The following is a 23,853-nucleotide window of genomic DNA, read 5'->3' on the forward strand; positions in this document are numbered from 1 at the left end:
TTACGCACAAAATGGAAATCCCCTTAAATCTGAGAGCGCTTATAGAAAAAAATAATCGGGTAATTTTACCCGGTATTGGTGCGTTCTATAAAAAAAGGACAGAGGGATTTTTTGATGAAAATAGAAATAGCTTTTATCCTCCTAAAGAAGATATCTCTTTTAGCTATAACTTAATTGAGAGGGCAGATCAATCATCTTATTCCGAAGCTGAAGTCAATTTTATTACTTCATTAACAGATAAAGCAAAGGAATCTATCTCTAAGTCCGGAGAATTCTATCTGAAAGACCTGGGAAACTTAAAAAGGAAAGGTGATGTTATTGTTTTCGAAAAAACTTTAGATCAGCATAATTTTAACAGTTCTTTCTTTGGTTTACCTGTACTGGACTTACCTAAAGAAGAACCTAAACCTGTTTTAATACCGGAATCAGTCTCAGTTATTGCAACGACACCGTATGTAAATACAAACCAGGGATTTTCATTAGCTGAACAGGCTTTAAGTGTATCAATGGAGAGTGAATCTGAACCTGTTGTATCTGAATCTAAATCGAAAATCTGGTTATTTTCATTTTTAATACTGATTATTTTAGGTCTTGGAGGTTTTGCTTTTTATCAATTCAATCCGCAGATTGTTGATAATGTCTGGAAGCAATTAAACCCTGACCAGAAAATAAATACTGCGCCGCCGACTGTTGTAAAAATTGATTCCGACAGCCTGGATAAACAGATTGCCGATTCTATATATAACCAAAATATAGAAACGGAACTAGCTAATCAGGGATTTGAAGCTGAAAAGCTTAAAGATTCTGCCGATATTAGTATTCAGAAACGTACTGTACCAAATCCTAATGGAATTCGTTATGAAATAATAATAAGTGCATGGAGAACAGAGGCCAAGGCATTAAGTGAACTGAAAAAGCTAAGGGCTAATGGTATTGATGCCCATATTGTTGATGATGCGGGAGGATTGATGATAAAAATTAGTGCAGCAACATTATATTCCAAGGAAGACGCGGAAAAAGAACTGAGAAGAATCAGAGAAGAATTAAATCCTGAGGCTTTCATAAAACCCTTTAAATCATTAAATTAATTAAAATCAAGAATAATAATTATGTTTCTACAAGATACTGTTGATACATTTTCGAACACCATCCAGGCGATGCAACAAGAGGTTCCTCAACAAGAATTAAGTTTATTTGAGCTTTTGTCCAAGGGAGGATGGGTGATGATTCCTTTAACTTTGTTAGCATTATTAGGCCTTATCATTTTCTTCGAACGTTATTTAACTATTAAAAAAGCCTCTAAAGACGAAAGTCAATTGATTTTACAGGTAAAATCAAGTATCAAGACCGGTAATCTTGACTCAGCTATTGCAATCTGTAAAAGTAGTAATAGTCCTTTAGGCAGAATGCTACAAAAAGGTTTATTAAGAGTTGGGAGACCTATTAAAGAAATCGAAGGTTCTATTGAAAATGTAGGTAAACTTGAGGTTTCTAAATTAGAGAAAAACGTAGGTATTTTGGGTATCATTGCAGGTATCGCTCCGATGCTTGGGTTCGTTGGTACAATTATAGGGGTGATCACTATCTTCCACGATGTTTCTGTAAAAGGAATTATCGAAATTGGAACAATTTCTGGTGGTTTATATGTAAAAATGATTTCTTCCGCTACGGGATTGATTATAGGTATTGTATCATATGTTTTCTATAATATTTTAATGATGATGATTGATAAAGTTATCTTAAAAATGGAAACAGATTCTATTGAGTTTATTGATTTATTAGAAGAACCGGGAAGATAAAATGAACTTTAGAAAAAGACAAAGACCTCAGGTAAGAGTACATACTGACGCCTTAAACGACATTATGTTCTTCTTGCTGCTTTTCTTTTTGCTGGCTTCTGCTGTTGTCAACCCCAATGTGGTTAAATTATTTCTGCCACGTTCAAGTTCAGGACAGTCAGTGCCTCAAAAGACAATAAATGTTTCTATCACAAAGGATCTGAAATATTATGTGGAAAAAGAACCGGTTCCTTTCGAAGCGTTAGAACAAAAGATATTACCTTATCAGCAGGCTAATCCTGAGCTGACGATTATTTTATATGCTGACAGATCTATTGCTATTGAAAACATCGTAAATCTGACGGATATAGCTAATAAATTGAGGGTGAAATTGGTTTTGGCAACTGAGACAAAAGAGTAGAATAATGATTAACTTATTAAAATCAAGCCCCGATAACAATTATCCAAAGGCGATAGCTATTTCTATTGCGCTTTTGGGAGGCTTTTTAATATTAAGCATTTTCTATATTATCAACAGAGCAGAACCTTTGGAAGAGGTTGGTACAGGAGGTATTATTGTAAATTACGGTACTTCTGATATAGGAATGGGTGACGACTACATGAGTGTTGAAGAACCTTCTTCTGATCCTAATGCTAACCAAACTGCTCCTGATAAGATCACTCCGGATGCAGACGTAACTCCGCAAAAGACGGTAAATCAAACTGCTGACAATAAAATTGTCACTCAGGATTTTCAGGATGCTCCTGCCGTAAATACAAAAACAGAAACTAAAACAAATACAGCCCCTACCCAAAATACCGAAACTAAAGAAAGCAAACCGGTTGTTAATCAGAATGCACTTTATAAAGGTAAAAAGAGTCAGGGTACAGGACAAGGTGATGGTACTGGTGACGAAGCCGGTAATCAGGGAAAAGTATTAGGTGATCCATTAGCTAACAATTATGATGGTACAGGATCTGGAAATGGTGGTGTAGCGCTTTCAATTGCCAGCAGAAGATTCGTGGCTTCTCCGGTTATTAAGGATGACGGACAAAAATCGGGAAAAGTTGTAGTAGAAATCAGGGTGGATAAAAATGGAAATGTAATTGCCGCCAAAGCTGGTGCGAGAGGTACAACACTAACTGATAATGACCTTTGGGATAAATGTGAAAGAGCTGCCTTAGGTTCAAGATTTAATACATTAGATTCAGCTCCGGATACTCAAATTGGATATATCACTTTTAATTTTAAGGTGAAGTAGAACAATTTTTTTAACCACGGAGATACTAGGAACACACATTTTTTAGTTGACAGTTAGAATACCTATGTTTAATTGTTCATAGTCGATGGTCAATAGTCGGCAGCTTCGTACGAAATACTTACTAATGAACTTAATGAAACAGTGAACTCAATATTCAGCTAAAATGGCCTACCAGGACACCATAAAATATCTATATAGCAGATTACCCATGTTTACCAAAATAGGTGCATCTGCTATAAAAAAGGACATTACCAATACCGCAGCATTCTGTCGGGCATTAGACAATCCTCATTTAAAATTCAAATCTATACATGTAGGCGGAACGAATGGCAAAGGATCTACATCTCATATGATAGCCGCCATCCTCCAAACTGCCGGATACAGGACCGGCTTATATACTTCTCCTCATCTAAAGGATTTTCGTGAGCGTATAAAAGTAAACGGAGAAATGATTTCTGAAGAAGCAGTGATTCGTTTTGTTGATGAGAATAAACCATATATTGAAACTATTGAACCTTCTTTTTTTGAAGTTACGGTCGCAATGGCTTTTGATCACTTTGCAAAAGAACAAGTTGATATTGCAGTAATAGAAGTAGGTTTAGGCGGCCGTCTGGATTCCACGAATATTATCTTACCTGAATTATCGGTTATCACCAATATCGGTTTTGACCACATGCAGATTTTGGGAGATACATTAGATAAGATTGCATTCGAAAAGGCGGGAATAATTAAAAAAGGAACTCCGGTAGTAATTGGTGAATATTTACCGGAAACCTTACCTGTATTTAAAGAAAAAGCTGAGCAGGAACACAGCCCGATCTATTTTGCACAGGACATATTCAAAACCGAGTTTATTGAAGGTCATTCTTCTACTATCTCGGTTAAAGTAGATAAGGGAACTGAGTCCGACAATCTCGAACTGGATTTAACAGGCTTATATCAATTGAAGAATATAAAAACAGTTCTCGCATCTGTTGATGAGCTCAGAAAAAAGGGTTTTATTATTTCTGAAAGTCATGTCAAAACAGCACTAAAAGATGTAAAAGGGTTAACCGGGCTGATGGGTAGATGGCAAACCTTACAGAAAAACCCTTTGGTAATTTGCGATACCGGACATAACGAGGACGGAATTAAGGAAGTATTAAAAAATATCGCCATAACACCGCATAAACAATTGCACATGGTGTTAGGTATGGTAAAGGATAAAGATATTTCCAAAGTTTTGCAACTGCTTCCTAAACAGGCAATTTATTACTTCTGCGCTCCAGATTTCGAGCGGGCAAAAAATCCCTCAGAACTGGCTGCTGAAGCCGCGATTTACGGACTTGAGGGAAATCACTACGACAGCATACAGAAAGCGCTGGAGACTGCTAAAAATAATGCAAAACCAGATGATCTGGTATTTGTAGGTGGAAGTACTTTTGTAGTTGCCGAAATAGTTTAATATTTCTAGTGTCGTATCAACGATAAAATGTCATATGCGTTTGCAACTCCCGTTGGGCGGGGCAAGCTCTGAGGTTCTCGAAGGGTCATTCCCAGAGGCTTCGATCCCGACAAGTCGGGAAGCCTGACAAAATGTGGTTGACAGGGCACTAGTTAATTCTATACTTTAATCCTATATTATGGCTTGATACTTTTATACCTTTTCCAGGTAAAGAAATTCCAATCAGTCCATCAGAAAACAAAGATAATTTTTCCATGACTCTAATGGAAGCTCCTAAACCGGTTACAAGAGAAACTTCCATAACAGATTCTTTGTAATGATAATCTACGGCTTCTGATTCTGAAGTTTCCATATATTCTTTGATAATTAAATCTTTTTGGGCATATATAATTTCGGGACCAATTAACCATTGGAAGCTCAATATCTTTCCTCTATCTTTTGTCAAAGAAAGCGAGGAATAAGCAGACATTTGAAAAAATTTTGATTTATTGTCAGGAATCGCCAAATCTGTTCGCGTAGAAAGCCCACTCAACATGCTAGCGTAGAATAAATGCCCTTTCAGTGAAAAGCGGTCTGTTATTCCTTTTTCAAAACCTAAGAACAGCCCGGAACTGTAATCAAATTTGTCGAACGAAACAAAATCATTAACTATACTAAAATCAGACATCGATGAAGAATATCCCTTAAACTTTTTCTGTTTTCCGTCTTTCCAAAAATTATAACCGTAAGAAAGACTAACATAGAATTCTCCCCCACCTTGATTATAAAGATTTATAGGTCTTGGCCCATTAATTACAATTTGAGAATATGTATGGCTTATATTTAAGCCAAGAAATAAGAATGTAAGTATAACGACTGCGTATAATTTAAACATAAGACTAGTTAAAAAGTTATTTACAGGAAACTTCTACATTGGCTGTACCACTGTCTTGTTGCCCCATTGCTGTGAGAGTAGATCTTATACTAGTGAGTTTACTACCATCAAACTTAAAGTCATTTGTGTAAACCGCATCCAGACCTATTCCTATTTCTATTCCAATTTCCCCTAGGTCTATCTCTCCCAAATCAGGCATTGTTTTTAAAGTGTAGGAAGTCATATATGCATTTCGAAGACATGGAATGAGATTCAAATTATAGGAGTCAGTAAATCCTAAATCACAAAAATTATCCTCCTTTTTACGATCCAGGTATTTAAAATTGGTAAATTCAAACAAAACAAAACCCGATGCGGGATCCTTTATGACTGCATGGTTTAACCTATCTTTATTATCATAGGTTAGATCGATGATTCCTTTATCATCCCCATATCCTTTTTCAATTCTGGTTAATAATTTTTTATCGTTATAATGATAAATATCTACCTGATTGGCATCTTCGATAATTGTTTTTCCGTCAACATCTATATGTACTGCGACCTCTTTCTGCACACTTCCAAAATCCGTCATGTAAATACGGCTAACCATTTTTTTGTCGGACGATTTTCTTCCTTTAAAATACAAGAATTGTTTTGGGTTTTCCTTGGTTAGATAATGTGACTCTCCTTCTGAAGAAATATCTTCTATTAACATGGAATTTTCATCATACTTTATACTTCGTATTTCTCCGTCCGAATAGGTATATTTTGTAATCAAACAGTGAGCTCCGTTTCCACTGCCAATACCAACAGGTGTCATTACTGAATCATCCTGGCGACAAGAAAACATAAATATCGCACAGACAGCAAGTATAATTTTACGCATTTAGGTTATAATTGATTATTAGTAAATATATAAATATTAACTTAAAACAACTTTAAATTAATTAAAAAACCGATAAATACAATTTATAACAAATAATAAATTCGAGAATACTTGTAATTCTATGTAATAACCGCTATAAAGGGAATATTTTCATCTTAGCTCTAAATGGGATTAGCTAGATGATTAAACTGCCTGTTATGTTTTCGGGAAATATAACAGGCAGCTTTGCAATAACAAATCTGGATTTAGATTGAAGGTTCTTGCTGGCTTAAGCAGTGAAAGCTTCCCAACCCCCATATAATGTCTGTTGAATCAATACCAACTACTTCCCTATCTGGATGATACTCGGCAATTATATCTAAAGCTTTCTGGTCTTTATCGCATCTGTAGGTAGGTACAATAACGTGTCCGTTACTGATATAATAATTTGCATATGAAGCCGGTAATCTGCAATCATCGTAAATTACCGGATCTGGCATAGGCAATTCTACTATATTAAGTTGCTTACCATTTAAAAGACGCATTTCCTGCAATTCTCTTAAATTAGTTTGTAAAAGCTCATAATTTTCATCGTTCTTATTTTCTTCTATAACAGTTAGCACAGTATCTTCATTCACAAAACGTATGGTATCGTCTATATGTCCGTCTGTATCATCGCCGACAATGCCATCACTAACCCAAAGAATCTGCTCCGTTCCGTAAAAGTCTCTGAGATATTTTTCTACCTGATCCTGATTAAGGTGCGCATTTCTATTTTCATTCAATAAACAGCTTCTGGATGTCAGAATAGTTCCGGCACCGTTAAATTCAACCGATCCGCCTTCCATAATAATTCCCGGATTAAAAACAGGAATATTAAAATGCTGACCAATTTTAGTGGGAATAACGTCGTCCAAATCGAAAGGCGGATATTTGCCTCCCCAGGCATTAAATCCCCAGTCTACAATTACCTTTTTAATTTCTGCATTGGGATTGATTAAAAACGCCGGCCCATGGTCTCTGCACCAGGCATCATTTGTGGGATGAAAGAAGAATTCGACCTTAGACAAATCTGCTCCCGCCGCTTCTATGTGTTTTAAAGCAAATGCCTTCATTTGTTCATCACGCACATTTATTCTTACTTTCTCTGTTAAAGACAAGTATTTGATAAATTCTGCGTAAGGCTTGTATATTGTATCAATTTTACCAGGCCAGCTAGCTTCCTTGTGTGGCCAACTTAACCATGTAGCCTCATGTTTAGCCCACTCTGGAGGAAAGTGATAACCTAATTGTTTTGGAGATTGAAGTCCGAAGTCCGAGGTCCGGAGCCCAGAGTCTGACGATGATAAGCTATTATTATCTGACATGTTATTTTAATGATTTTTTTAATGCGATTAACATAAAATGTATTCCCTCGCATTGCTTATAAATAGCATCAAATGTATCTTGATGCATTATACTCCTTTTTATTGCTAAATGTAAGCATCCTACTACTTCTATATTTGATCGAATGGAATAAGTAAGAAATCTGGAAAACTCTGCATTCGATTGACCAGTACTCCCTTCCGCAATATTGAGAGAAACGGAATCTGCTGCGCGTTTCAATTGAGATGCCAATACATAAAGTTCTTCTTTAGGAAAATCTTTAGTAGCTAAGTCCACCGATACAGCTAAATCAATTGCTTGTTGCCAGACCTTTAAACTTTCAAACTTAAATGCCATTCTATAGTAAGATTTTAGATCTTAAGACTTCCGTCCTCAGTCTTCCGACTTCGGACTAATTATTCTTCATCAATAAATCTCTTCGTAATAGGCTGATAAGAATCTATACGGCGATCCCTTAAGAAAGGCCAGTGTTTACGGAAAAAATCAGATTCTGACAGATCTAAATCTACAACTTTAATTTCTTCATTATCATGAGAAGCTAAGTATAATAATTTTCCTTGAGCATTTGTTGCAAAACTACCTCCCCAGAACTTCATTGCACCGTCTTGTTCAAAGCCTACGCGGTTTACACTTACTACTGGAACGCCATTAGCAACCGCATGCGAACGTTGAATAGTCTGCCATGCATTATATTGATCCTTATTAGTTTCCTCATCCTGATCTGTGGCCCAACCTATTGCCGTTGGATAAAATAAAATCTCGGCCCCCATTAAAGCGGTGATACGGGAAGCCTCAGGATACCATTGGTCCCAACAGATTAATACGCCTATTTTCGCGAATTTGGTTTGGAAAACTTTATAACCTAAATCTCCGGGTGTAAAATAGAATTTCTCGTAGAAAGCAGGATCGTCAGGAATATGCATTTTTCTATATTTCCCCAGATAGCTTCCATCTGCATCTAATATCGCTGTAGTATTGTGATATAGACCTTGCGCTCTCTTCTCGAAAAGAGAAGCAATAATTACTACTCCTAATTCCTTAGCGACAGCACTTAATGCATCGGTAGATGGACCCGGGATGGATTCTGCTAAATCGAAATTTGCGTAATCTTCCACATCACAGAAATATAATGATGTAAAAAGTTCTTGCAAACATATAATTTGTGCACCTTTCGAAGCGGCAACTCTAATGCTTTCAATAGCTTTCTGCAAATTCTCTGCTTTGTTAGCCGTACAAGTGTTTTGTACCAGGCCTACCTTAACATTTTTCCCCATTTGAGTATTCTAATTAAAAATGAGCTGCAAAATTAATATAATAAAACATTATAGCCGTCATTTGTTCATCAGAATGTGATTTCCCTCATCTGTTATTTTTATGCACAGATTCTTGTAAAAGAGAAAGTCATTCTTTAACTTGAATAAAATTTAACTCTTTATAAACCAATATTTTCCCGTTTATGGACTTCTTACAAAACAATTTAATCTACATCATCCCTGTTCTAGGACTAATAGGTATCCTTGTTATGGTATCCAAAACTATCTGGATTAACAAACAACCAACTGGAGACGATAACATGAACAGGCTCGCCGGCTATATTGCCGATGGCGCTATGGCATTTTTAAAAGCGGAATGGAAAATATTATCCTACTTTGCAATTATTGCCGCTATTATCCTGGCTTATTCCGGTACGCTGGTAGGTACCTCCAGTCCCCTTATTGCTATTTCCTTTATCATAGGGGCAATAACATCTGCTTTTGCAGGATATATTGGAATGAATATAGCCACGAAATCCAATGTAAGGACAACACAAGCCGCTCGTTCAAGTCTGGCTAAAGCTTTACAGGTATCCTTTACTGGTGGTAGCGTAATGGGATTAGGAGTCGCCGGATTAGCTATTTTAGGGCTAGGATCGCTTTTTATTGTATTTTATGTTCTGTTTGTTACCAGTCAGGGTGCCAGTGTAAACGGAAAAGAAATGGAAACCGCACTGGAAGTATTAGCCGGTTTCTCCTTAGGCGCCGAATCTATTGCCTTATTTGCTCGTGTTGGCGGTGGTATCTACACGAAAGCCGCAGATGTCGGGGCTGATTTGGTTGGAAAAGTAGAAGCTGGTATTCCGGAAGATGACGTAAGAAATCCAGCGACTATAGCTGATAATGTTGGTGACAATGTAGGAGACGTTGCCGGCATGGGTGCCGATTTATTTGGCTCTTATGTTGCAACAATTCTTGCTACAATGGTTCTGGGTCGCGAAATTGTTTCCCTTGATAATTTTGGAGGTATCGCTCCGATTTTATTACCAATGTTAATTGCAGGTTTGGGATTATTATTCTCCATAATAGGTACGCTATTCGTAAAAATCAAAAATGAAACCGACAGTGTTCAGGCTGCACTTAACCTCGGAAACTGGTCGTCTATTATTTTAACTGCTATCGCTTCATTCTTTGCCGTAAAATGGTTATTACCTCAGTCTATGTCTATTAGAGGTTACGATTTTACATCCACTGACGTTTTCTTATCGATAATTGTCGGATTAATTGTTGGTGCTTTAATGAGTATAATCACAGAATATTATACTTCGATAGGAAAAAGACCTGTTCAGTCTATTATCAGACAATCCTCTACCGGACATGCAACAAATGTTATTGGGGGTTTAGCTGTTGGAATGGAGTCAACTATGCTTCCGATGATTGTTCTTGCAGGAGGGATTTACGGATCCTATCATTTTGCCGGTCTTTATGGAGTTTCTATTGCTGCAGCGGGAATGATGGCTACCACCGCAATGCAATTGGCTATAGATGCATTTGGTCCAATAGCAGATAACGCCGGCGGTATTGCTGAAATGAGTCAGCTTCCGGATGAAGTTCGTGGAAGAACAGATAATTTGGATGCTGTTGGCAATACAACTGCCGCTACGGGAAAAGGATTTGCTATTGCATCTGCAGCCTTAACCTCACTGGCTCTTTTTGCTGCTTTTGTAGGCGTTGCAGGGATAGACAGAATTGATATTTATAAAGCCGACGTTTTGGCCGGCTTATTTGTTGGTGGAATGATTCCATTCATATTTTCATCTCTATGTATTTCTGCTGTGGGAAGAGCCGCTATGGATATGGTCAATGAAGTCAGACGTCAATTTAGGGAGATTCCCGGTATTATGGAATATAAAGCCAGACCTGAGTACGAAAAATGCGTTGCCATTTCAACACAAGCATCTATTAGAGAAATGATGTTACCTGGAGCTATTGCTTTAATTACACCTGTGGTTGTAGGGTTTATATTTGGCCCCGAAGTTTTAGGAGGTCTTTTAGCAGGAGTTACAGTATCCGGTGTGCTAATGGGAATGTTCCAATCAAACGCTGGCGGAGCCTGGGATAACGCTAAAAAATCATTTGAAAAAGGGGTTGTTATTGATGGAGAAACACATTATAAAAAATCAGAGCCTCACAAGGCTTCTGTAACAGGAGATACAGTTGGCGATCCTTTTAAAGACACTTCTGGTCCCTCAATGAATATTTTGATTAAATTAATGTCTATTGTATCATTGATTATCGCTCCGCATATTGCTGTTACAGACCATAAATTGGCAAAGCATGTTGACGAACCCCTAGTAAAAACAGAAATACGTTTAAATTATAACAATTCATCTGTTAAGGAGAACAAATAATCGTTTTGTAACAGGAATTTTTAAAAGAATCCACAAAGAGCGCAGAGAAAAACTGACGCTCTTTGTATTAGATAACAGGCCGTTCCTTATATTTTAATAATGGCATGTAACTCAAAACCATCTCTTTAAAATATTAAGATTAAAAACAGACTACTGTGATAAGCCGTCTCCAGGCTATCGTTAAGGATCATAAGAGTTCAGAGATCTGTATTTTTTTAAAAAGACGATATATCTTTTTGAAAAATTATATAAAACTGTATTTTCGGGGTAAATTAACCGTTATATGCACTCAATAGATACGCCAAGCCCTAAAAAACCCAAAAAATTTTATCAAATTCTTTATGTACAAGTATTAATAGCGATTGCCATTGGTATTTCATTAGGGTATTTTTATCCGGAAACAGGTGAAATGATGAAGCCCTTTGGTGATGGATTCATTCATCTTGTCAAGATGATTATTGCTCCTGTAATATTTATCACGGTATCGATGGGAATAGCAGGAATGAACGATTTGAAAAGTGTGGGCAGAGTTGCGGGCAAATCTTTCGCTTATTTTCTTACTTTCTCTACACTGGCCTTAATCGTTGGTCTCTTCGTCAGTAACATTGTACAACCTGGAAAAGGTTTAAATATAGATCCTACTACACTTGATAAAAATCAGGTTACCCATTTTATTTCTGAAGCAGAACACTCTTCTCTTTTGAGTTTTGTTATGAATGTTATTCCGAAAACACTCATAAGTCCCTTAAGCGGTGACAATATTCTTCAGGTATTATTTGCTGCAATACTATTTGGAGTTGGATTGGCCCGAACGTCAGAAAAAAGTAAACCTGTTATTGATTTTTTTCAGGCCCTGTCTTATCCAGTATTTAAAATAGTCGAGCTACTAATGAAGTTGGCTCCTCTGGGTGCTTTTGGTGCAATGGCTTTTACCATTGGAAAATACGGTATAAGTGCAGTAGTTAACCTTGCCTATCTTGTTCTTACTTTTTACTTCACTTCGATATTATTTGTTGTTTTGATATTGGGGGCTGTAGCCAGGTACAACGGTTTCAGCATATTCAAATTACTAAACTATATCAAAGACGAGCTACTATTAGTTTTAGGTACCAGTTCTTCCGAAGCGGCATTACCTTCGTTAATGCAAAAAATGGAAAATGTAGGTTGTTCTAAAAGTGTGGTGGGATTGGTAATTCCTACCGGATACTCATTTAATCTTGACGGAACAAATATCTATATGACCATGGCAGCCTTATTTATTGCTCAGGCTTGTAATATAGAACTTAACATTCAGCAGCAAGTCGTTCTTTTATTGGTAGCTATGCTGAGCTCCAAAGGAGCAGCGGGTGTTACTGGTGCCGGATTCATAACTCTTGCTGCTACTTTGGCTGTAGTGCCAGAAGTTCCGATAGCAGGTATGACACTTATTCTTGGAGTAGATCGATTTATGTCTGAATGTCGGGCATTAACAAATTTAGCAGGAAATGCAGTGGCTACTGTTGTTGTGGCTAAATGGGAAGGACAGTTAGATAAAGAGAAGTTAGACGAGTCATTAAATAGGAGATAAAAACACTTAAATTCCTATTTTTGTAACTACATGCTAGAAATCATATATCGGGACGAACATATTGTTGCTGTAAATAAACCTCACGGATTATTAGTTCATCAATCTCCTATAGCGCGCGACGCCGAAGAATTCGCATTACAGATTTTACGAGATCAGATTGGACAAACAGTATGGCCTTGTCATAGGCTGGACAGAAAAACCGGAGGTTTACTTTTATTTGCTTTAGATAAAGAAACGGAAATAAATCTTCAGACTCAGTTTCAAAATGGCTTAGTCCAGAAAAAATATCTTGCGATCGTTAGAGGCCATACTATGGAAAGGATGACCATAGATTATCCTATAGCCAAAGACGATGGCAAATTACAAGATGCAGTAACTCATTTCAGAACATTATCCTTGACAGAAATCGACCTGCCTTTTGGAAAACATGCTACTTCCCGTTACGCTCTTATAGAAGCAATACCCGAAACGGGGAGAATGCACCAACTAAGACGTCATTTTGCCCACATCCTTCATCCTATTATCGGCGATCGTCCTCATGGCTGTAATAAACAAAATAAACTCTTCAAAGAAAAATGGCAAATGGATACTATGATGCTTCATGCATCTGAACTTAGCTTTGAACATCCTTTCACAAAAAAGAAAATTCATTTGCAAGCTATACCCCAGTCAGAATTTTCAAGAACACTACAGCTACTCAAATTCGAAATCCCATAACATTAATTGTTAGAAAATTGTAAAAAAAATATCATAAATTGGTTTTTGATTTTATCTTAGATAAGATATTGAGGAATCATTTATGTTTTATAAAAAATCAATCGATCAGTTAAGAGCCGAATGCAGCGGTGAGGGGGAATTAAAAAGGACCCTTTCCGCAGCCAACCTTATTTCCTTAGGAATCGGAGCCATTATTGGAGCCGGAATATTTACATTAACCGGAACAGCCGCGGCTTTACATGCTGGACCAGCAGTAGTATTATCATTTTTACTGGCCGGACTTGCCTGTGCGCTCGCCGGACTCTGTTATTCGGAATTTGCATCAATGATTCCAGTTGCAGGTTCAGCCTATACGTACGCATATGCAACAATGGGTGAATTTGTCGCATGGATTATTGGCTGGGACTTAATATTAGAGTATTTGTTTGCCGCATCAACCGTTTCTGTAAGCTGGTCCGGATATGTTGTCAGCTTTCTCAAAGACTTCGGGATACAAATCCCTCCTCACATTGCTCAATCCCCTTTCAATTATGACTCTTCAACAGGTGTATTCACCGCGACCGGGGCAATAATAAATTTACCAGCAATGTTCATTGTGGCTCTTGTGACCGTTTTGCTTACTATCGGTATAAAAGAATCCACTAAATTTAATAACATCATCGTTGTCGTTAAGCTACTCGTTATTTTCCTTTTCATTGGATTTGGTATTTCTTACATCAAGCCCGAGAATCTTACTCCGTTTATTCCAGAAAATACGGGTCCCGGTGCCTTTGGATTCGACGGAATTTTGCGTGGAGCAGGTATTATTTTCTTTGCTTATATTGGATTTGATGCTGTTTCCACAGCAGCTCAGGAAACTAAAAATCCACAAAAAGATATGCCCAAAGGTATTTTAGGTTCTCTCTTTCTATGTACAATAATATATGTACTGGTTGGATGGGTTATGACAGGGATGGTACATTATAGTAATTTAGATGTCCCAGATCCGGTTGCAGTAGCTGTCAATTCTGCTGGAGAAGATTTATTTTGGTTGAGATTTCCTATTAAGATTGGCGCAATAGCAGGATTGAGTTCTGTTGTTCTTGTAATGTTAATGGGTCAACCCCGGGTTTTTTATTCTATGTCTAAGGACGGATTGCTACCAAGCTCTTTTGCTAAAGTGCATCCAAAATTTAAGACTCCTTATGTAACTACTATTATTACCGGTTTTGTAGCAATGATTATTGGAGGATTAGCTCCAATAAATCTTCTTGGAGAACTTGTTTCTATAGGAACATTACTAGCCTTTGCTATTGTTTGCGGTGGTATATTGGTACTACGTTACACCCATCCGGAAATACCCAGAACATTCAAAACACCATTATTCCCATATATCCCTATTTTAGGTATCTTGGTTTGTCTTTATCTCATGTACGGACTACCTTGGCATACCTGGGAGCGTTTAATCATCTGGATGGCAATAGGTATAATTATTTATTTTTTCTATAGCAGAAAACATTCTAAAATAAGAAATAGTATAACCAATAAATAACCTGCATTTTTTTCAACAGAAGAAGCCAAAGGTTAAATCCTTTGGCTTTTTTATTTGTTATCTTTATAAAAAACTATTCTTATGGCTGGATTTTTCAACTTTAATGAGATTTTATCCGTTACGATGATTCTATTTGCCATAATAGATATTCTCGGATCAATACCCGTAATTATCGAGTTAAGGAAAAAAGCCGGGCATATTCAATCCGAAAAAGCCAGCATAGTTTCACTTGTTATTATGATTTCCTTTCTTTTTGTAGGGGAAGAAATGCTAAAGATAATTGGGTTGGATATCTCGTCATTTGCAATAGCAGGGTCTCTGGTGATATTTTTTATAGCCATGGAAATGGTGTTAGGCATTAATTTTTTTAAAGAAGATATCCCTGAAACTGTCTCTATTGTTCCACTGGCTTTTCCTTTGATTGCAGGAGCGGGCTCGCTAACTACTCTCCTTTCTCTGCGGGCAGAATATCAACTGCAAAACATCATGATTGGCATTATCGTAAATATGCTATTCGTTTATACTGTATTAAAAAATACAGAAAAACTGGAACGTATGCTAGGTGTAGTAGGTTTACAGGTTCTAAGAAAAGCATTTGGAGTAATTCTTTTAGCTATAGCTATAAAACTGTTTAGAAGTAATACCGGACTGTAGCTTAAAAGCATCTATTATATGTTGTAGCAATAGATTATAATATAGCGTATTATTCAAATACTACAATATGCATAACTTATGTCCCATAAACCAATTATTGCCTATGCTGTTATTCTTTATTTTTTATTAGTTACACAAAGCACTAGTGGGCAGTTCATAAATTTCAAAACAGATAAATATTGGGCTGATATTGGATTAGGCTCCTTCAACACATTTAAATATTCCAACGGAATTCATGAAAACATCGGCATAAACCTTTTAAAAAAAAGAGTTTTATATAAAATCCAATTTCAATATGACGATGAATTCAAAATCATGTCGCCAATATCACCTCAGGAAAACTTATATGCATTCAACATACTGATAGGCAAACAACTTATTTTAGAGGACATGTTATTCTTACAATTAACTACCGGAATAGGAGCCATCTCAGGAGAATTAAGAGGAGAAAATATTTTAGAAAAAAAATCTGGATTATTCGCCCCTACTATTTACAATAAGGAAAAAATCATCACTCCTTCTCTGCCTCTAGAAACGGAACTCATTTTTACACCCATTAAATATGCAAAAATTGGATTCAGTATATTTGGAAACATAAACACTAAAAGACCTTTTTATGGCTTTGCAATAAAGGCAGGCCTAGGAAAAGTCAGATAACTTTAATGATATTCTGTAACTATACTTTCAACAACCTGGCAACAAACATCGAATCCGCTTTATCCTTATATCCCTTAATAATTTGTTGAGATTCTAAAGTCAAGCCAAACTGTTTGCATAACCAATCTGTCTGTTCTTCGTTTTCTTCCTTAAAAACTGAACACGTGATATAGATTAATGGCTTCCCCTGTTTAAGAAAAGGAATCACATTCGATGCGATTTTTCGCTGTAAATCCCGAAAAAACGATATTTTCGATTTGCTGAACTGCGCAATCATCTCCGGTGTTCTGCCCCAGGTACCAGAACCACTACATGGTGCATCTAAAATAATTCCGTCAAATTCGTAATCATGAAGAAAGACAGCCGGGTTTTGAGTTAAGTCAAGTACTTTTGCCTGGAATCCTTTAATGCCAGCCTCAATAAAACGTTCCTTAAGGTTTTCTAAAATAGACTCCCTTATGTCACTAACCAGCAACTTAATATCTGGCTGTTCATCCAATAACATCAGGGACTTCCCCCCCGAAGCGGCACAGCAATCCCACCATTTATCCCATCTTTGAGGCTTAAATACGTCACCTACCTTCTGAGAAGATAAATCCTGTACTTCAAAACTACCTTTATCTAAGATTATTTGATCCAGCTTTGCGCCATTTTTGAAAGCATAGGTTATTTCTGAAAGCTTCTTGTAAGACACTTCCTGTTGTCTCAGCCTAAATTCAAAGTCTGCTGTTGCAGACCGTTTTACCCTGACAAAAAGATCTGGTTGAACAAACTGACTTTCTATGAATTCACCTTTATTCACTTCAGTAGATAGATGTTCAGAAAATGGGAATACATCATTCATAGAAAATGTCGGGTAGCTTTCTTTCACCTTGTCTATCTTTTCTGAAATAGGACTGCTGAGATACTTCACCCATTCCGGTTTATAATAATCCAGATAAGTGCTTTTCTCCTGATTACATAAAAACTCCGCTACCACCAACCTATCCTGCAAAGGCAACTGTTCTAGAGCCTTTCCCATGCGATAATAGTTATAAATCAACTGGCTGCTAATCTTTCTGTCCCTGGACCCCATTTGCTTATTCCTCTTATAAAACTGAGTAAGGAAACGATGCAATGGCTGATCTTCTTTATAAGAAGCCAATATATTTTGAACTGTGGATAGTTGATGAAATGCTTTCATTATTTGGTATTGAGTAATGGGTATTGAGACTCAAAAAGTTCAGAAGGCCGGGTTTACAATAAACCATTGACTATGGACCATCCGATTTCTTTAATAAACCCGTTTTAACTGAAAATCCTGATACTTCAAAACCAGAAGTTCCTTATTTGAATATCCGAACTTAAGATCTCTCACCAGGTGAATATTGTTATGTAAGCCTTTGTATACTTCCTTCGTTAAGAAATCTCCGTAATCTTTTCCTTTTTCGGCCATTAGCCCGCCAAAGAAAAAGCCGATATCAAAACCTTTAAAAGCAAATTCCCCCGGCTCCAATTGAAATTTCGCTCTATAGGATTTAACAAAATGATCTACAGCCGATGACTTATAATCAATTTTGGACGAAGAAGTAATATAAGCATTAATATTTTGCATGATATGACCATCCAAAAAAGTCAGTTTCTCCCACTCGGGATGTCCAATTACCGCAATCTGGAAATTAGCTGTCAGTTTACTTAGTTCCTTTGTTATCGACAATAAGAAATTCCTATCTGTAGAAGGTAATACAATCACATTTAGCCCCGTTGGAGTTAGGCTTTTAAACACATTTTCGTAACCAACAGCTTTTATACCAATTTCCGATAAAGGAATCAGTTTTGACAGTTCTGAAACTTCCTTTTTAAAAGGGACTGCATATTTATATTCTCCCTCTTGCCCGCTTCTGATCAGAACTATTTTCTTAGGCTTCAAATTACTTTTGATAAAGTCTACCGCTTTAGTAACATGCTGCTCAATAGAATTATTTATACTGATGAGGTAAGGATTATTAAAGCTATCAGCAGAGGTTGCTGCCAAGGGCGAAACCATTAGTTTCTGCATTGATTTACTATATTCTGAAAAAGTCTTAATACCATTAGGGAAAACAGGACCAACAATCAGATCAGAGTTTTTAATTCCTGCTTTATTGGCTAAATTACTAAGAGATGTAATATTATCTTTAGAATCGTAAACCTGAAATTTGAATTTACCTCCGTAAGTTTTTGCTATAGAATCCAAGGCCATTTTGTAACCCTGATAAAAATCAATGGCTAACTCAGCCTTACTTAAATCCTGCTTTTTCGCAATACGGTAGTTAATAACATCCAGTTCGAAAGGCAGCAGTAAAGAAACAACCATTTCTGGTTTCTCTGCTTTCTTCTCCTTTACTACTTCGGTTTGCTTATTTTCTTTTTTCTCCTGACCGGAGCCTGATGGTAGATTTGTAGTAGGTCTTGTTTTTGGCGAACATGCTGCCAAAAACAAGACTAATAAAAATAATATGTGTTTTCTATTCCCACTCAATTGTTGCTGGCGGTTTCGAACTGATGTCATAAACAACTCTGTTAATTCCTTTAACATTATTAATAATTTCATTAGAAATTTTTGCTAATAGCTCGTAAGGTAAATGACACCAGTCTGCCGTCATACCATCTACAGATTCTACAGCTCTTAAACTAACTACGTTTTCATAAGTACGCTCATCTCCCATTACTCCAACAGACTGTATTGGTAAGAAAATTGTACCCGCTTGCCATACTTTATCGTAAAGACCTGCTTTTCTAAGGTTTTCGATATAAATATAATCCGCTTCCTGTAAGATAGCCACTTTCTCCGGAGTTACTTCTCCCAAAATTCTGATTCCCAAACCCGGACCAGGGAAAGGATGTCTACCTAAAATATTTTCTGGTAAGCCTAAAGCTCTACCTACTCGCCTTACTTCGTCTTTAAATAAAGACCTTAGTGGCTCTACCACTTTCAATTTCATGAAATCTGGTAAACCTCCCACATTATGGTGAGATTTGATTGTTGCCGAAGGACCTCCGTTAACCGAAACCGATTCGATTACATCCGGATATATAGTACCTTGAGCCAACCATTTCACATCCTGAATTAAATGAGCTTCTGCATCAAAGATATCGATGAATTTACCGCCAATTGCTTTTCTCTTCTTTTCAGGATCTGTTAAACCTTTCAATGCTGCATAAAACTGGTCTTTCGCATCTACACCTTTAACGTTAAGACCTAAAGTTTTGTATGATTCCAGTACCGATTCAAACTCGTTCTTCCTCAGTAACCCATTATCAACAAACACACAGTACAGATTGTTTCCGATAGCTTTATGCAAAAGTAAAGCCGCTACCGAAGAATCCACCCCGCCGGACAAAGCCAAAACGACTTTATCGTTTCCCAACTGCTCTTTTAATGAGGCTATAGTTTCATCAGCAAAAGCAAAAGGTGTCCAGTCCTGGCTACAACCACAAATATCTATAATAAAATTCTGCAATAAAGTCTTACCATCTAAAGAATGTGTTACTTCCGGATGGAACTGGATACCATAAGTTTGGCTGTCTTTTACATGATAAGCAGCAACTTTAACAGTGTCCGTACTTGCAATGATTTCGAAATTGGCAGGCACTTCTTTTATGGTATCTCCATGCGACATCCAAACCTGAGATTTAGCCGGCAGGTCTTTCATCAATGGGTTGTTGCTATGAATATAATCTAAATTCGCTCTTCCATATTCCCTGATTTCAGAAGGTAAAACACTGCCACCAGAATGTTGTGCAATGTACTGCGCTCCGTAACAAACACCTAATAAAGGTAGTTTGCCATGAAACTGGTTAAAATCCACTTGTGGCGCTCCCTCCTGACGTACAGAGGAAGGACTTCCTGAAAGAATTACACCTTTTGTGTATTCATCTATTGCCGGAATTTTATTGAATGGGTGGATTTCGCAATAAACATTTAGTTCTCTTACCCTACGAGCTATTAATTGGGTATACTGCGATCCGAAATCTAGAATCAGAATTTTCTCTTGCATCCGCAAAAGTAATTAAATAAGCCCATATTTTAAATGGATGATTTCAAATATTATGCTTAGATTTCTTAAAGATTTCTCATTTTTAAACGATAAACCTTTTATAACACATGAAAACATCTCTGGCAATAGTTTTCGCTCTTCTTTTGATACTTATTTGTATCGTGTTATTCAATACCATAACTTTCAAAAGTAAACAAATTGAAGCTGATGAATTCGAATTTGTTGATGTGAGGAAAGGAAGTATAGCCCGTTTGCAGGAAGCACTTCGTTTCAAAACTATTTCTTATGATGATTCTACTAAAACAGATAGTGCTGAATTTTTAAGATTCCATTCTTATTTAGCGTCAGCTTTTCCTTTGGTCTTTGAGAAAACAGAACTTATTAAGATAAATAACTTAAGTCTTTTACTTCGTTGGAAAGGTAAAGAACAAGGTGGTCCGCTTGTATTAATGGCTCATCAGGATGTTGTCCCTGTTGAAGAATCGACATTGAAAAGTTGGAAAGCTGATCCTTTTTCGGGTGAGGTGATAGACGGATATGTTTATGGCCGTGGAGCTATAGACGATAAAGGAAGCCTGATGGCAATTTTAGAAAGTGTAGAAATGTTATTATCAGAAAATTTTATTCCTCAGAACGACATTTACCTTGCTTTCGGACACGATGAAGAAGTAACCGGACAAAATGGAGCCAAAGCAATTGTAAGTTGGTTTAAACAGAAAAATATTATTCCAAAGATGGTTTTGGACGAAGGTGGAATGATTACCAATACTAAAGTTCCTAATCTGGAAAAAACCGCTGCAGTCGTGGGTATAGCAGAGAAAGGTTACCTTACTGTAAAACTGGAAACCAGTATAGAAGGAGGCCACTCTTCCATGCCCGCACAAAACACGGCTATTGATATACTGGCAGATGCAATTGTTAAAATTAAACAGAATCCTTTTCCAAGCGAACTTAATGGCGTAGTCAATTCGTTTATGGATTACGTAGGCCCAGAGCTTCCTTTCACCAGTAAAATGGCCATGGCAAATCGTTGGTTATTTAGCCCTATAATTAGGAATATTTATAGTAAAACACCTGCGGGAAATGCATCTATTAGAACAACACAAGCATTTACCGTCTTCCGGTCAGGTGTGAAAGAAAACTTAATTCCCGGCGAAGCTCATGCTACAATTAACTTACGTACTTTGCCAAATTCGAGTGAAAAAGATATCCTTTCGCATCTTAAAAAAGTAATCGCAAACGATTTGGTGAAAATCAGCGTTGGTGCAAACAAAACCAATCCTCAGCAAATAGCTAATTTAAACGATAGCACATTTCTATATTTACAGAGTACCCTATCTTCATTCAGGAAGGACATTGTTGTAGCACCTTTTTTAATGATTGGGGCTACCGACAGCAGATACTTTGGCGAAATCACTCCACAGGTATTCCGTTTTGTTCCATTTACTGATTTAGAAGGTTTACATGGTATAAATGAAAGAATAGCCATTAAGGAATACAAAGAAGGTATTACCTTTTATTACTATTTTTTAAAAAATCTCAAGTTTTCTTAGTCCAGTAATTTAATAATTATCTTATCTAGAGGCACCGCCTTCCGGGAACTAACTGCAGAAGGAGCCAAAGGCTTCCATTTGGATACCCCTTCGGGGAACTAACCTGAGATTCGATTAATATTTCATTGTTTTTGAGTGATTTGGACATTATTTCATGTTTAGTTCCGAAGTAAATTCGGAAGACGCCCCTATTTTTTGTCATTGCGAGGAGGTACAGCCTGTCCCGAACCTGATTCGGGAACGAAGCAATCTCTTTTGGCATTACTCTCATAGCCTTTTTATAATCGAACTCAACTAACTAACTAACTAACTAACTAACTAACGTAAACTCAATGAACTAATGAACCAAGGAACCAAGGAACTCAATGAACTTCACGATATTCACGATCTTCCAATTTATTACATTGAACTCCAAACTTATTTAAAAACTCTACTCCCTCATCCAAAGACAATCCTTTATAGGCGGCGTACGAATATTTATAAAACACTCTTTGTATTCCAGAAGCATAGATCAATCTCGCACAGGAGATACACGGAGACAATGTAGTATACAAAGTGGCTCCCTGTATTTGAGCGCCATTTTTCACAGCGTATAGAATGGCATTTTCTTCGGCATGTAAAGCTAGAGAACAACTATTTTTAGAATCTCTTGGACATCCCTCCTCAGGCCATTCCTCGTCACAATTATGCGTTCCTGCAGGAGGCCCGTTATAACCAATTGAAATAATTCTGGTATCTTTGGTAAGCACCGCTCCGACATGGTTTTTCACACAATGTGATTTCTGCGCCAGATCTGATGCCAGATTCATAAATATTTGATCGAAGCTTAAAGACATAAAAAGTTAGAAGTCGAAATTAAAAGTTAAAATATACAAAGTGCACAAAAATAGCTCGTTTTATAGGTGATTTCAAATTTACTAAACACTGAATTAATGTGATTTTTTTATTAGGAATAAACTTATCTATGATTTTTTTCGTTAAAAATTGCATATTCGCATTAAGAGTTTTCATTAAAAACATCAAATAAATGCTAGAGCTCATATTTTCCGGAATTGGATTGGGGATTGTGCTGTCGTTTTTAACCGGACCAGCTTTCTTCGCTTTAATTAAATTAAGCATAGAAAAGGGCTTTCAAGCAGGTGTTTTTCTTGCATTGGGAGTTGTTCTTTCCGACTTAATCTATCTTATTATTACTTTATTCGGATCGTCATTTCTAAAATTCGAAAACCAATATCGTGTACCTATCGGTATTGTAGGAAGTCTTATTCTTTTCGGTATAGGTGGCTTCTATATATTCAAAAAAGTAAAAATAGATTATCAAAAAATCAGCTGTCCTAAAAGGAAATTTGGTTATTTCCTTAAGGGTTTTTTCATGTGTATATTCAATCCCTTTATTTTATTATACTGGATAAGCGTTACCAGCGGTATATATTCGTTAAACGGTGAAATTAAAAACAGTGAAATGGTTCCGTTTTTTGGAGCGATTTTATTGACCTTATTTGGCATGGATGTATTAAAAGCCTATTTCGCTTACAAATTAAGATATAGAATTACCGAAAAATCCATCCAGCGATTAAACAGAATAGCAGGCATTATTATTATTATTTTCGCGTTCAGACTGATCTATAACCTTATTTTCACGCATTCGCTGATATAATTGCCAGTTACTAGTATCCTGCCAACCAAACTTTATCAAGCTTCCCGACTTGTCGGGATCGAAGCCTATACGAATGCCTCTTATTAAGTTAAATTTCACGTCACCTTGAAGGTCTCACATGCGAATTTGCTCTTGATATTTAAACTTACTTGTGGGATGCCAGCCTGTGGCAGCAAGTTTCTCCAACGTCAACATGACGATATACTTCAATAATAGCATTGCTCAGGTGACAACTCATGTAGCATT

Annotated in this window: 22 protein-coding genes; 13 read left to right on the top strand and 9 right to left on the bottom strand. The window is 36.8% G+C overall.

Annotated features, from left to right (window positions below; all coding sequences use genetic code 11):
- Nucleotides 1–11: 11 nt before the first annotated feature.
- From PEDSA_RS09595 to PEDSA_RS09615, 5 genes are all read left to right on the top strand, one after another.
- Nucleotides 12–1,088, top strand: a complete 1,077-nt coding sequence (locus PEDSA_RS09595; RefSeq protein ID WP_013632960.1) for an HU domain-containing protein — start codon at nt 12–14, stop codon at nt 1,086–1,088.
- Nucleotides 1,089–1,109: 21 nt separating this feature from the next.
- Nucleotides 1,110–1,799 (top strand): MotA/TolQ/ExbB proton channel family protein, encoded by a 690-nt coding sequence (locus tag PEDSA_RS09600; protein ID WP_013632961.1) that lies wholly within the window; start codon nt 1,110–1,112, stop codon nt 1,797–1,799.
- Nucleotide 1,800: 1 nt separating this feature from the next.
- On the top strand, nt 1,801–2,199 hold the full coding sequence (locus PEDSA_RS09605) for an ExbD/TolR family protein (RefSeq protein ID WP_013632962.1): 399 nt from the start codon (nt 1,801–1,803) through the stop codon (nt 2,197–2,199).
- 4 nt (nt 2,200–2,203) lie between these two features.
- Nucleotides 2,204–3,040, top strand: a complete 837-nt coding sequence (locus PEDSA_RS09610) for a hypothetical protein (protein ID WP_013632963.1) — start codon at nt 2,204–2,206, stop codon at nt 3,038–3,040.
- 163 nt (nt 3,041–3,203) lie between these two features.
- A complete protein-coding gene (locus PEDSA_RS09615; protein ID WP_013632964.1) occupies nt 3,204–4,484 on the top strand; it encodes a bifunctional folylpolyglutamate synthase/dihydrofolate synthase in 1,281 nt (426 codons plus the stop codon).
- Nucleotides 4,485–4,632: 148 nt separating this feature from the next.
- Here the strand turns inward: PEDSA_RS09615 and PEDSA_RS09620 are convergent, their stop codons facing one another.
- The 5 genes from PEDSA_RS09620 to PEDSA_RS09640 form a co-directional block, all read right to left on the bottom strand.
- Nucleotides 4,633–5,358, bottom strand: coding sequence for a hypothetical protein (locus PEDSA_RS09620; protein ID WP_013632965.1), 726 nt, complete (start codon nt 5,356–5,358; stop codon nt 4,633–4,635).
- A gap of 16 nt (nt 5,359–5,374) precedes the next feature.
- Nucleotides 5,375–6,223, bottom strand: a complete 849-nt coding sequence (locus PEDSA_RS09625) for a hypothetical protein (protein ID WP_013632966.1) — start codon at nt 6,221–6,223, stop codon at nt 5,375–5,377.
- Nucleotides 6,224–6,468: 245 nt separating this feature from the next.
- Nucleotides 6,469–7,569, bottom strand: coding sequence for an agmatine deiminase family protein (locus PEDSA_RS09630; RefSeq protein WP_013632967.1), 1,101 nt, complete (start codon nt 7,567–7,569; stop codon nt 6,469–6,471).
- 1 nt (nt 7,570) lies between these two features.
- The gene (locus PEDSA_RS09635) at nt 7,571–7,924 is read right to left on the bottom strand and encodes a four helix bundle protein (protein ID WP_013632968.1); all 354 of its coding nucleotides are present in this window, start codon (nt 7,922–7,924) and stop codon (nt 7,571–7,573) included.
- Between the two features lie 59 nt (nt 7,925–7,983).
- A complete protein-coding gene (locus tag PEDSA_RS09640) occupies nt 7,984–8,862 on the bottom strand; it encodes a carbon-nitrogen hydrolase (RefSeq protein ID WP_013632969.1) in 879 nt (292 codons plus the stop codon).
- A 182-nt stretch (nt 8,863–9,044) separates the two neighbouring features.
- On the opposite strand from PEDSA_RS09640, the gene PEDSA_RS09645 reads away from it, so the two are divergent.
- The 6 genes from PEDSA_RS09645 (at nt 9,045) to PEDSA_RS09670 (ending at nt 16,378) form a co-directional block, all read left to right on the top strand.
- Nucleotides 9,045–11,252 (top strand): sodium-translocating pyrophosphatase, encoded by a 2,208-nt coding sequence (locus PEDSA_RS09645; protein WP_013632970.1) that lies wholly within the window; start codon nt 9,045–9,047, stop codon nt 11,250–11,252.
- A 283-nt stretch (nt 11,253–11,535) separates the two neighbouring features.
- Nucleotides 11,536–12,819: a dicarboxylate/amino acid:cation symporter gene (locus tag PEDSA_RS09650; protein ID WP_013632971.1), complete on the top strand. Its 1,284-nt coding sequence runs from the start codon at nt 11,536–11,538 to the stop codon at nt 12,817–12,819.
- A gap of 30 nt (nt 12,820–12,849) precedes the next feature.
- Nucleotides 12,850–13,536 (top strand): pseudouridine synthase, encoded by a 687-nt coding sequence (locus tag PEDSA_RS09655; RefSeq protein ID WP_013632972.1) that lies wholly within the window; start codon nt 12,850–12,852, stop codon nt 13,534–13,536.
- A gap of 82 nt (nt 13,537–13,618) precedes the next feature.
- The gene (locus tag PEDSA_RS09660) at nt 13,619–15,067 is read left to right on the top strand and encodes an amino acid permease (RefSeq protein WP_013632973.1); all 1,449 of its coding nucleotides are present in this window, start codon (nt 13,619–13,621) and stop codon (nt 15,065–15,067) included.
- Between the two features lie 81 nt (nt 15,068–15,148).
- The gene (locus PEDSA_RS09665) at nt 15,149–15,721 is read left to right on the top strand and encodes a MarC family protein (RefSeq protein ID WP_013632974.1); all 573 of its coding nucleotides are present in this window, start codon (nt 15,149–15,151) and stop codon (nt 15,719–15,721) included.
- Nucleotides 15,722–15,799: 78 nt separating this feature from the next.
- Entirely contained in the window at nt 15,800–16,378 is a 579-nt protein-coding gene (locus tag PEDSA_RS09670) for a hypothetical protein (protein WP_013632975.1), read from the top strand.
- A gap of 19 nt (nt 16,379–16,397) precedes the next feature.
- Here the strand turns inward: PEDSA_RS09670 and PEDSA_RS09675 are convergent, their stop codons facing one another.
- The 3 genes from PEDSA_RS09675 to guaA form a co-directional block, all read right to left on the bottom strand.
- Complete coding sequence (locus tag PEDSA_RS09675) at nt 16,398–17,561, bottom strand: RsmB/NOP family class I SAM-dependent RNA methyltransferase (RefSeq protein ID WP_013632976.1); 1,164 nt, start codon at nt 17,559–17,561, stop codon at nt 16,398–16,400.
- A 90-nt stretch (nt 17,562–17,651) separates the two neighbouring features.
- Nucleotides 17,652–18,908 carry an ABC transporter substrate-binding protein gene (locus tag PEDSA_RS09680; protein WP_013632977.1) on the bottom strand — a complete coding sequence of 419 codons (1,257 nt, stop codon included), beginning with the start codon at nt 18,906–18,908 and terminating at the stop codon, nt 17,652–17,654.
- Nucleotides 18,865–20,397 carry a glutamine-hydrolyzing GMP synthase gene (gene guaA / locus PEDSA_RS09685; protein WP_013632978.1) on the bottom strand — a complete coding sequence of 511 codons (1,533 nt, stop codon included), beginning with the start codon at nt 20,395–20,397 and terminating at the stop codon, nt 18,865–18,867. Before guaA ends, PEDSA_RS09680 begins: the two co-directional genes overlap by 44 nt.
- A gap of 107 nt (nt 20,398–20,504) precedes the next feature.
- Here guaA and PEDSA_RS09690 point away from each other — a divergent pair, with 107 nt between their 5' ends.
- On the top strand, nt 20,505–21,950 hold the full coding sequence (locus tag PEDSA_RS09690) for a M20/M25/M40 family metallo-hydrolase (protein WP_013632979.1): 1,446 nt from the start codon (nt 20,505–20,507) through the stop codon (nt 21,948–21,950).
- 362 nt (nt 21,951–22,312) lie between these two features.
- Here the strand turns inward: PEDSA_RS09690 and PEDSA_RS09695 are convergent, their stop codons facing one another.
- Entirely contained in the window at nt 22,313–22,759 is a 447-nt protein-coding gene (locus PEDSA_RS09695) for a deoxycytidylate deaminase (RefSeq protein ID WP_041537389.1), read from the bottom strand.
- A 218-nt stretch (nt 22,760–22,977) separates the two neighbouring features.
- Between PEDSA_RS09695 and PEDSA_RS09700 the strand changes: the two genes are divergently transcribed.
- Nucleotides 22,978–23,607: a LysE family translocator gene (locus PEDSA_RS09700; protein ID WP_013632981.1), complete on the top strand. Its 630-nt coding sequence runs from the start codon at nt 22,978–22,980 to the stop codon at nt 23,605–23,607.
- Nucleotides 23,608–23,853: the final 246 nt, after the last annotated feature.

The sequence above is a fragment of the Pseudopedobacter saltans DSM 12145 genome (assembly GCF_000190735.1).
Lineage (GTDB): Bacteria > Bacteroidota > Bacteroidia > Sphingobacteriales > Sphingobacteriaceae > Pseudopedobacter > Pseudopedobacter saltans.

Bases quoted from the DNA above. Each gene is read 5' to 3' on its own strand.
- PEDSA_RS09655 (WP_013632972.1), top strand. From the start codon at position 12,850: ATGCTAGAAATCATATATCGGGACGAACATATTGTTGCTGTAAATAAA.
- PEDSA_RS09620 (WP_013632965.1), bottom strand. From the start codon at position 5,358: ATGTTTAAATTATACGCAGTCGTTATACTTACATTCTTATTTCTTGGC.
- PEDSA_RS09665 (WP_013632974.1), top strand. From the start codon at position 15,149: ATGGCTGGATTTTTCAACTTTAATGAGATTTTATCCGTTACGATGATT.
- PEDSA_RS09650 (WP_013632971.1), top strand. From the start codon at position 11,536: ATGCACTCAATAGATACGCCAAGCCCTAAAAAACCCAAAAAATTTTAT.
- PEDSA_RS09610 (WP_013632963.1), top strand. From the start codon at position 2,204: ATGATTAACTTATTAAAATCAAGCCCCGATAACAATTATCCAAAGGCG.
- PEDSA_RS09630 (WP_013632967.1), bottom strand. From the start codon at position 7,569: ATGTCAGATAATAATAGCTTATCATCGTCAGACTCTGGGCTCCGGACC.
- PEDSA_RS09660 (WP_013632973.1), top strand. From the start codon at position 13,619: ATGTTTTATAAAAAATCAATCGATCAGTTAAGAGCCGAATGCAGCGGT.
- PEDSA_RS09635 (WP_013632968.1), bottom strand. From the start codon at position 7,924: ATGGCATTTAAGTTTGAAAGTTTAAAGGTCTGGCAACAAGCAATTGAT.
- PEDSA_RS09700 (WP_013632981.1), top strand. From the start codon at position 22,978: ATGCTAGAGCTCATATTTTCCGGAATTGGATTGGGGATTGTGCTGTCG.
- PEDSA_RS09670 (WP_013632975.1), top strand. From the start codon at position 15,800: ATGTCCCATAAACCAATTATTGCCTATGCTGTTATTCTTTATTTTTTA.
- PEDSA_RS09615 (WP_013632964.1), top strand. From the start codon at position 3,204: ATGGCCTACCAGGACACCATAAAATATCTATATAGCAGATTACCCATG.
- guaA (WP_013632978.1), bottom strand. From the start codon at position 20,397: ATGCAAGAGAAAATTCTGATTCTAGATTTCGGATCGCAGTATACCCAA.
- PEDSA_RS09680 (WP_013632977.1), bottom strand. From the start codon at position 18,908: ATGACATCAGTTCGAAACCGCCAGCAACAATTGAGTGGGAATAGAAAA.
- PEDSA_RS09625 (WP_013632966.1), bottom strand. From the start codon at position 6,223: ATGCGTAAAATTATACTTGCTGTCTGTGCGATATTTATGTTTTCTTGT.
- PEDSA_RS09595 (WP_013632960.1), top strand. From the start codon at position 12: ATGGAAATCCCCTTAAATCTGAGAGCGCTTATAGAAAAAAATAATCGG.
- PEDSA_RS09695 (WP_041537389.1), bottom strand. From the start codon at position 22,759: ATGAATCTGGCATCAGATCTGGCGCAGAAATCACATTGTGTGAAAAAC.
- PEDSA_RS09690 (WP_013632979.1), top strand. From the start codon at position 20,505: ATGAAAACATCTCTGGCAATAGTTTTCGCTCTTCTTTTGATACTTATT.
- PEDSA_RS09675 (WP_013632976.1), bottom strand. From the start codon at position 17,561: ATGAAAGCATTTCATCAACTATCCACAGTTCAAAATATATTGGCTTCT.
- PEDSA_RS09645 (WP_013632970.1), top strand. From the start codon at position 9,045: ATGGACTTCTTACAAAACAATTTAATCTACATCATCCCTGTTCTAGGA.
- PEDSA_RS09600 (WP_013632961.1), top strand. From the start codon at position 1,110: ATGTTTCTACAAGATACTGTTGATACATTTTCGAACACCATCCAGGCG.
- PEDSA_RS09640 (WP_013632969.1), bottom strand. From the start codon at position 8,862: ATGGGGAAAAATGTTAAGGTAGGCCTGGTACAAAACACTTGTACGGCT.
- PEDSA_RS09605 (WP_013632962.1), top strand. From the start codon at position 1,801: ATGAACTTTAGAAAAAGACAAAGACCTCAGGTAAGAGTACATACTGAC.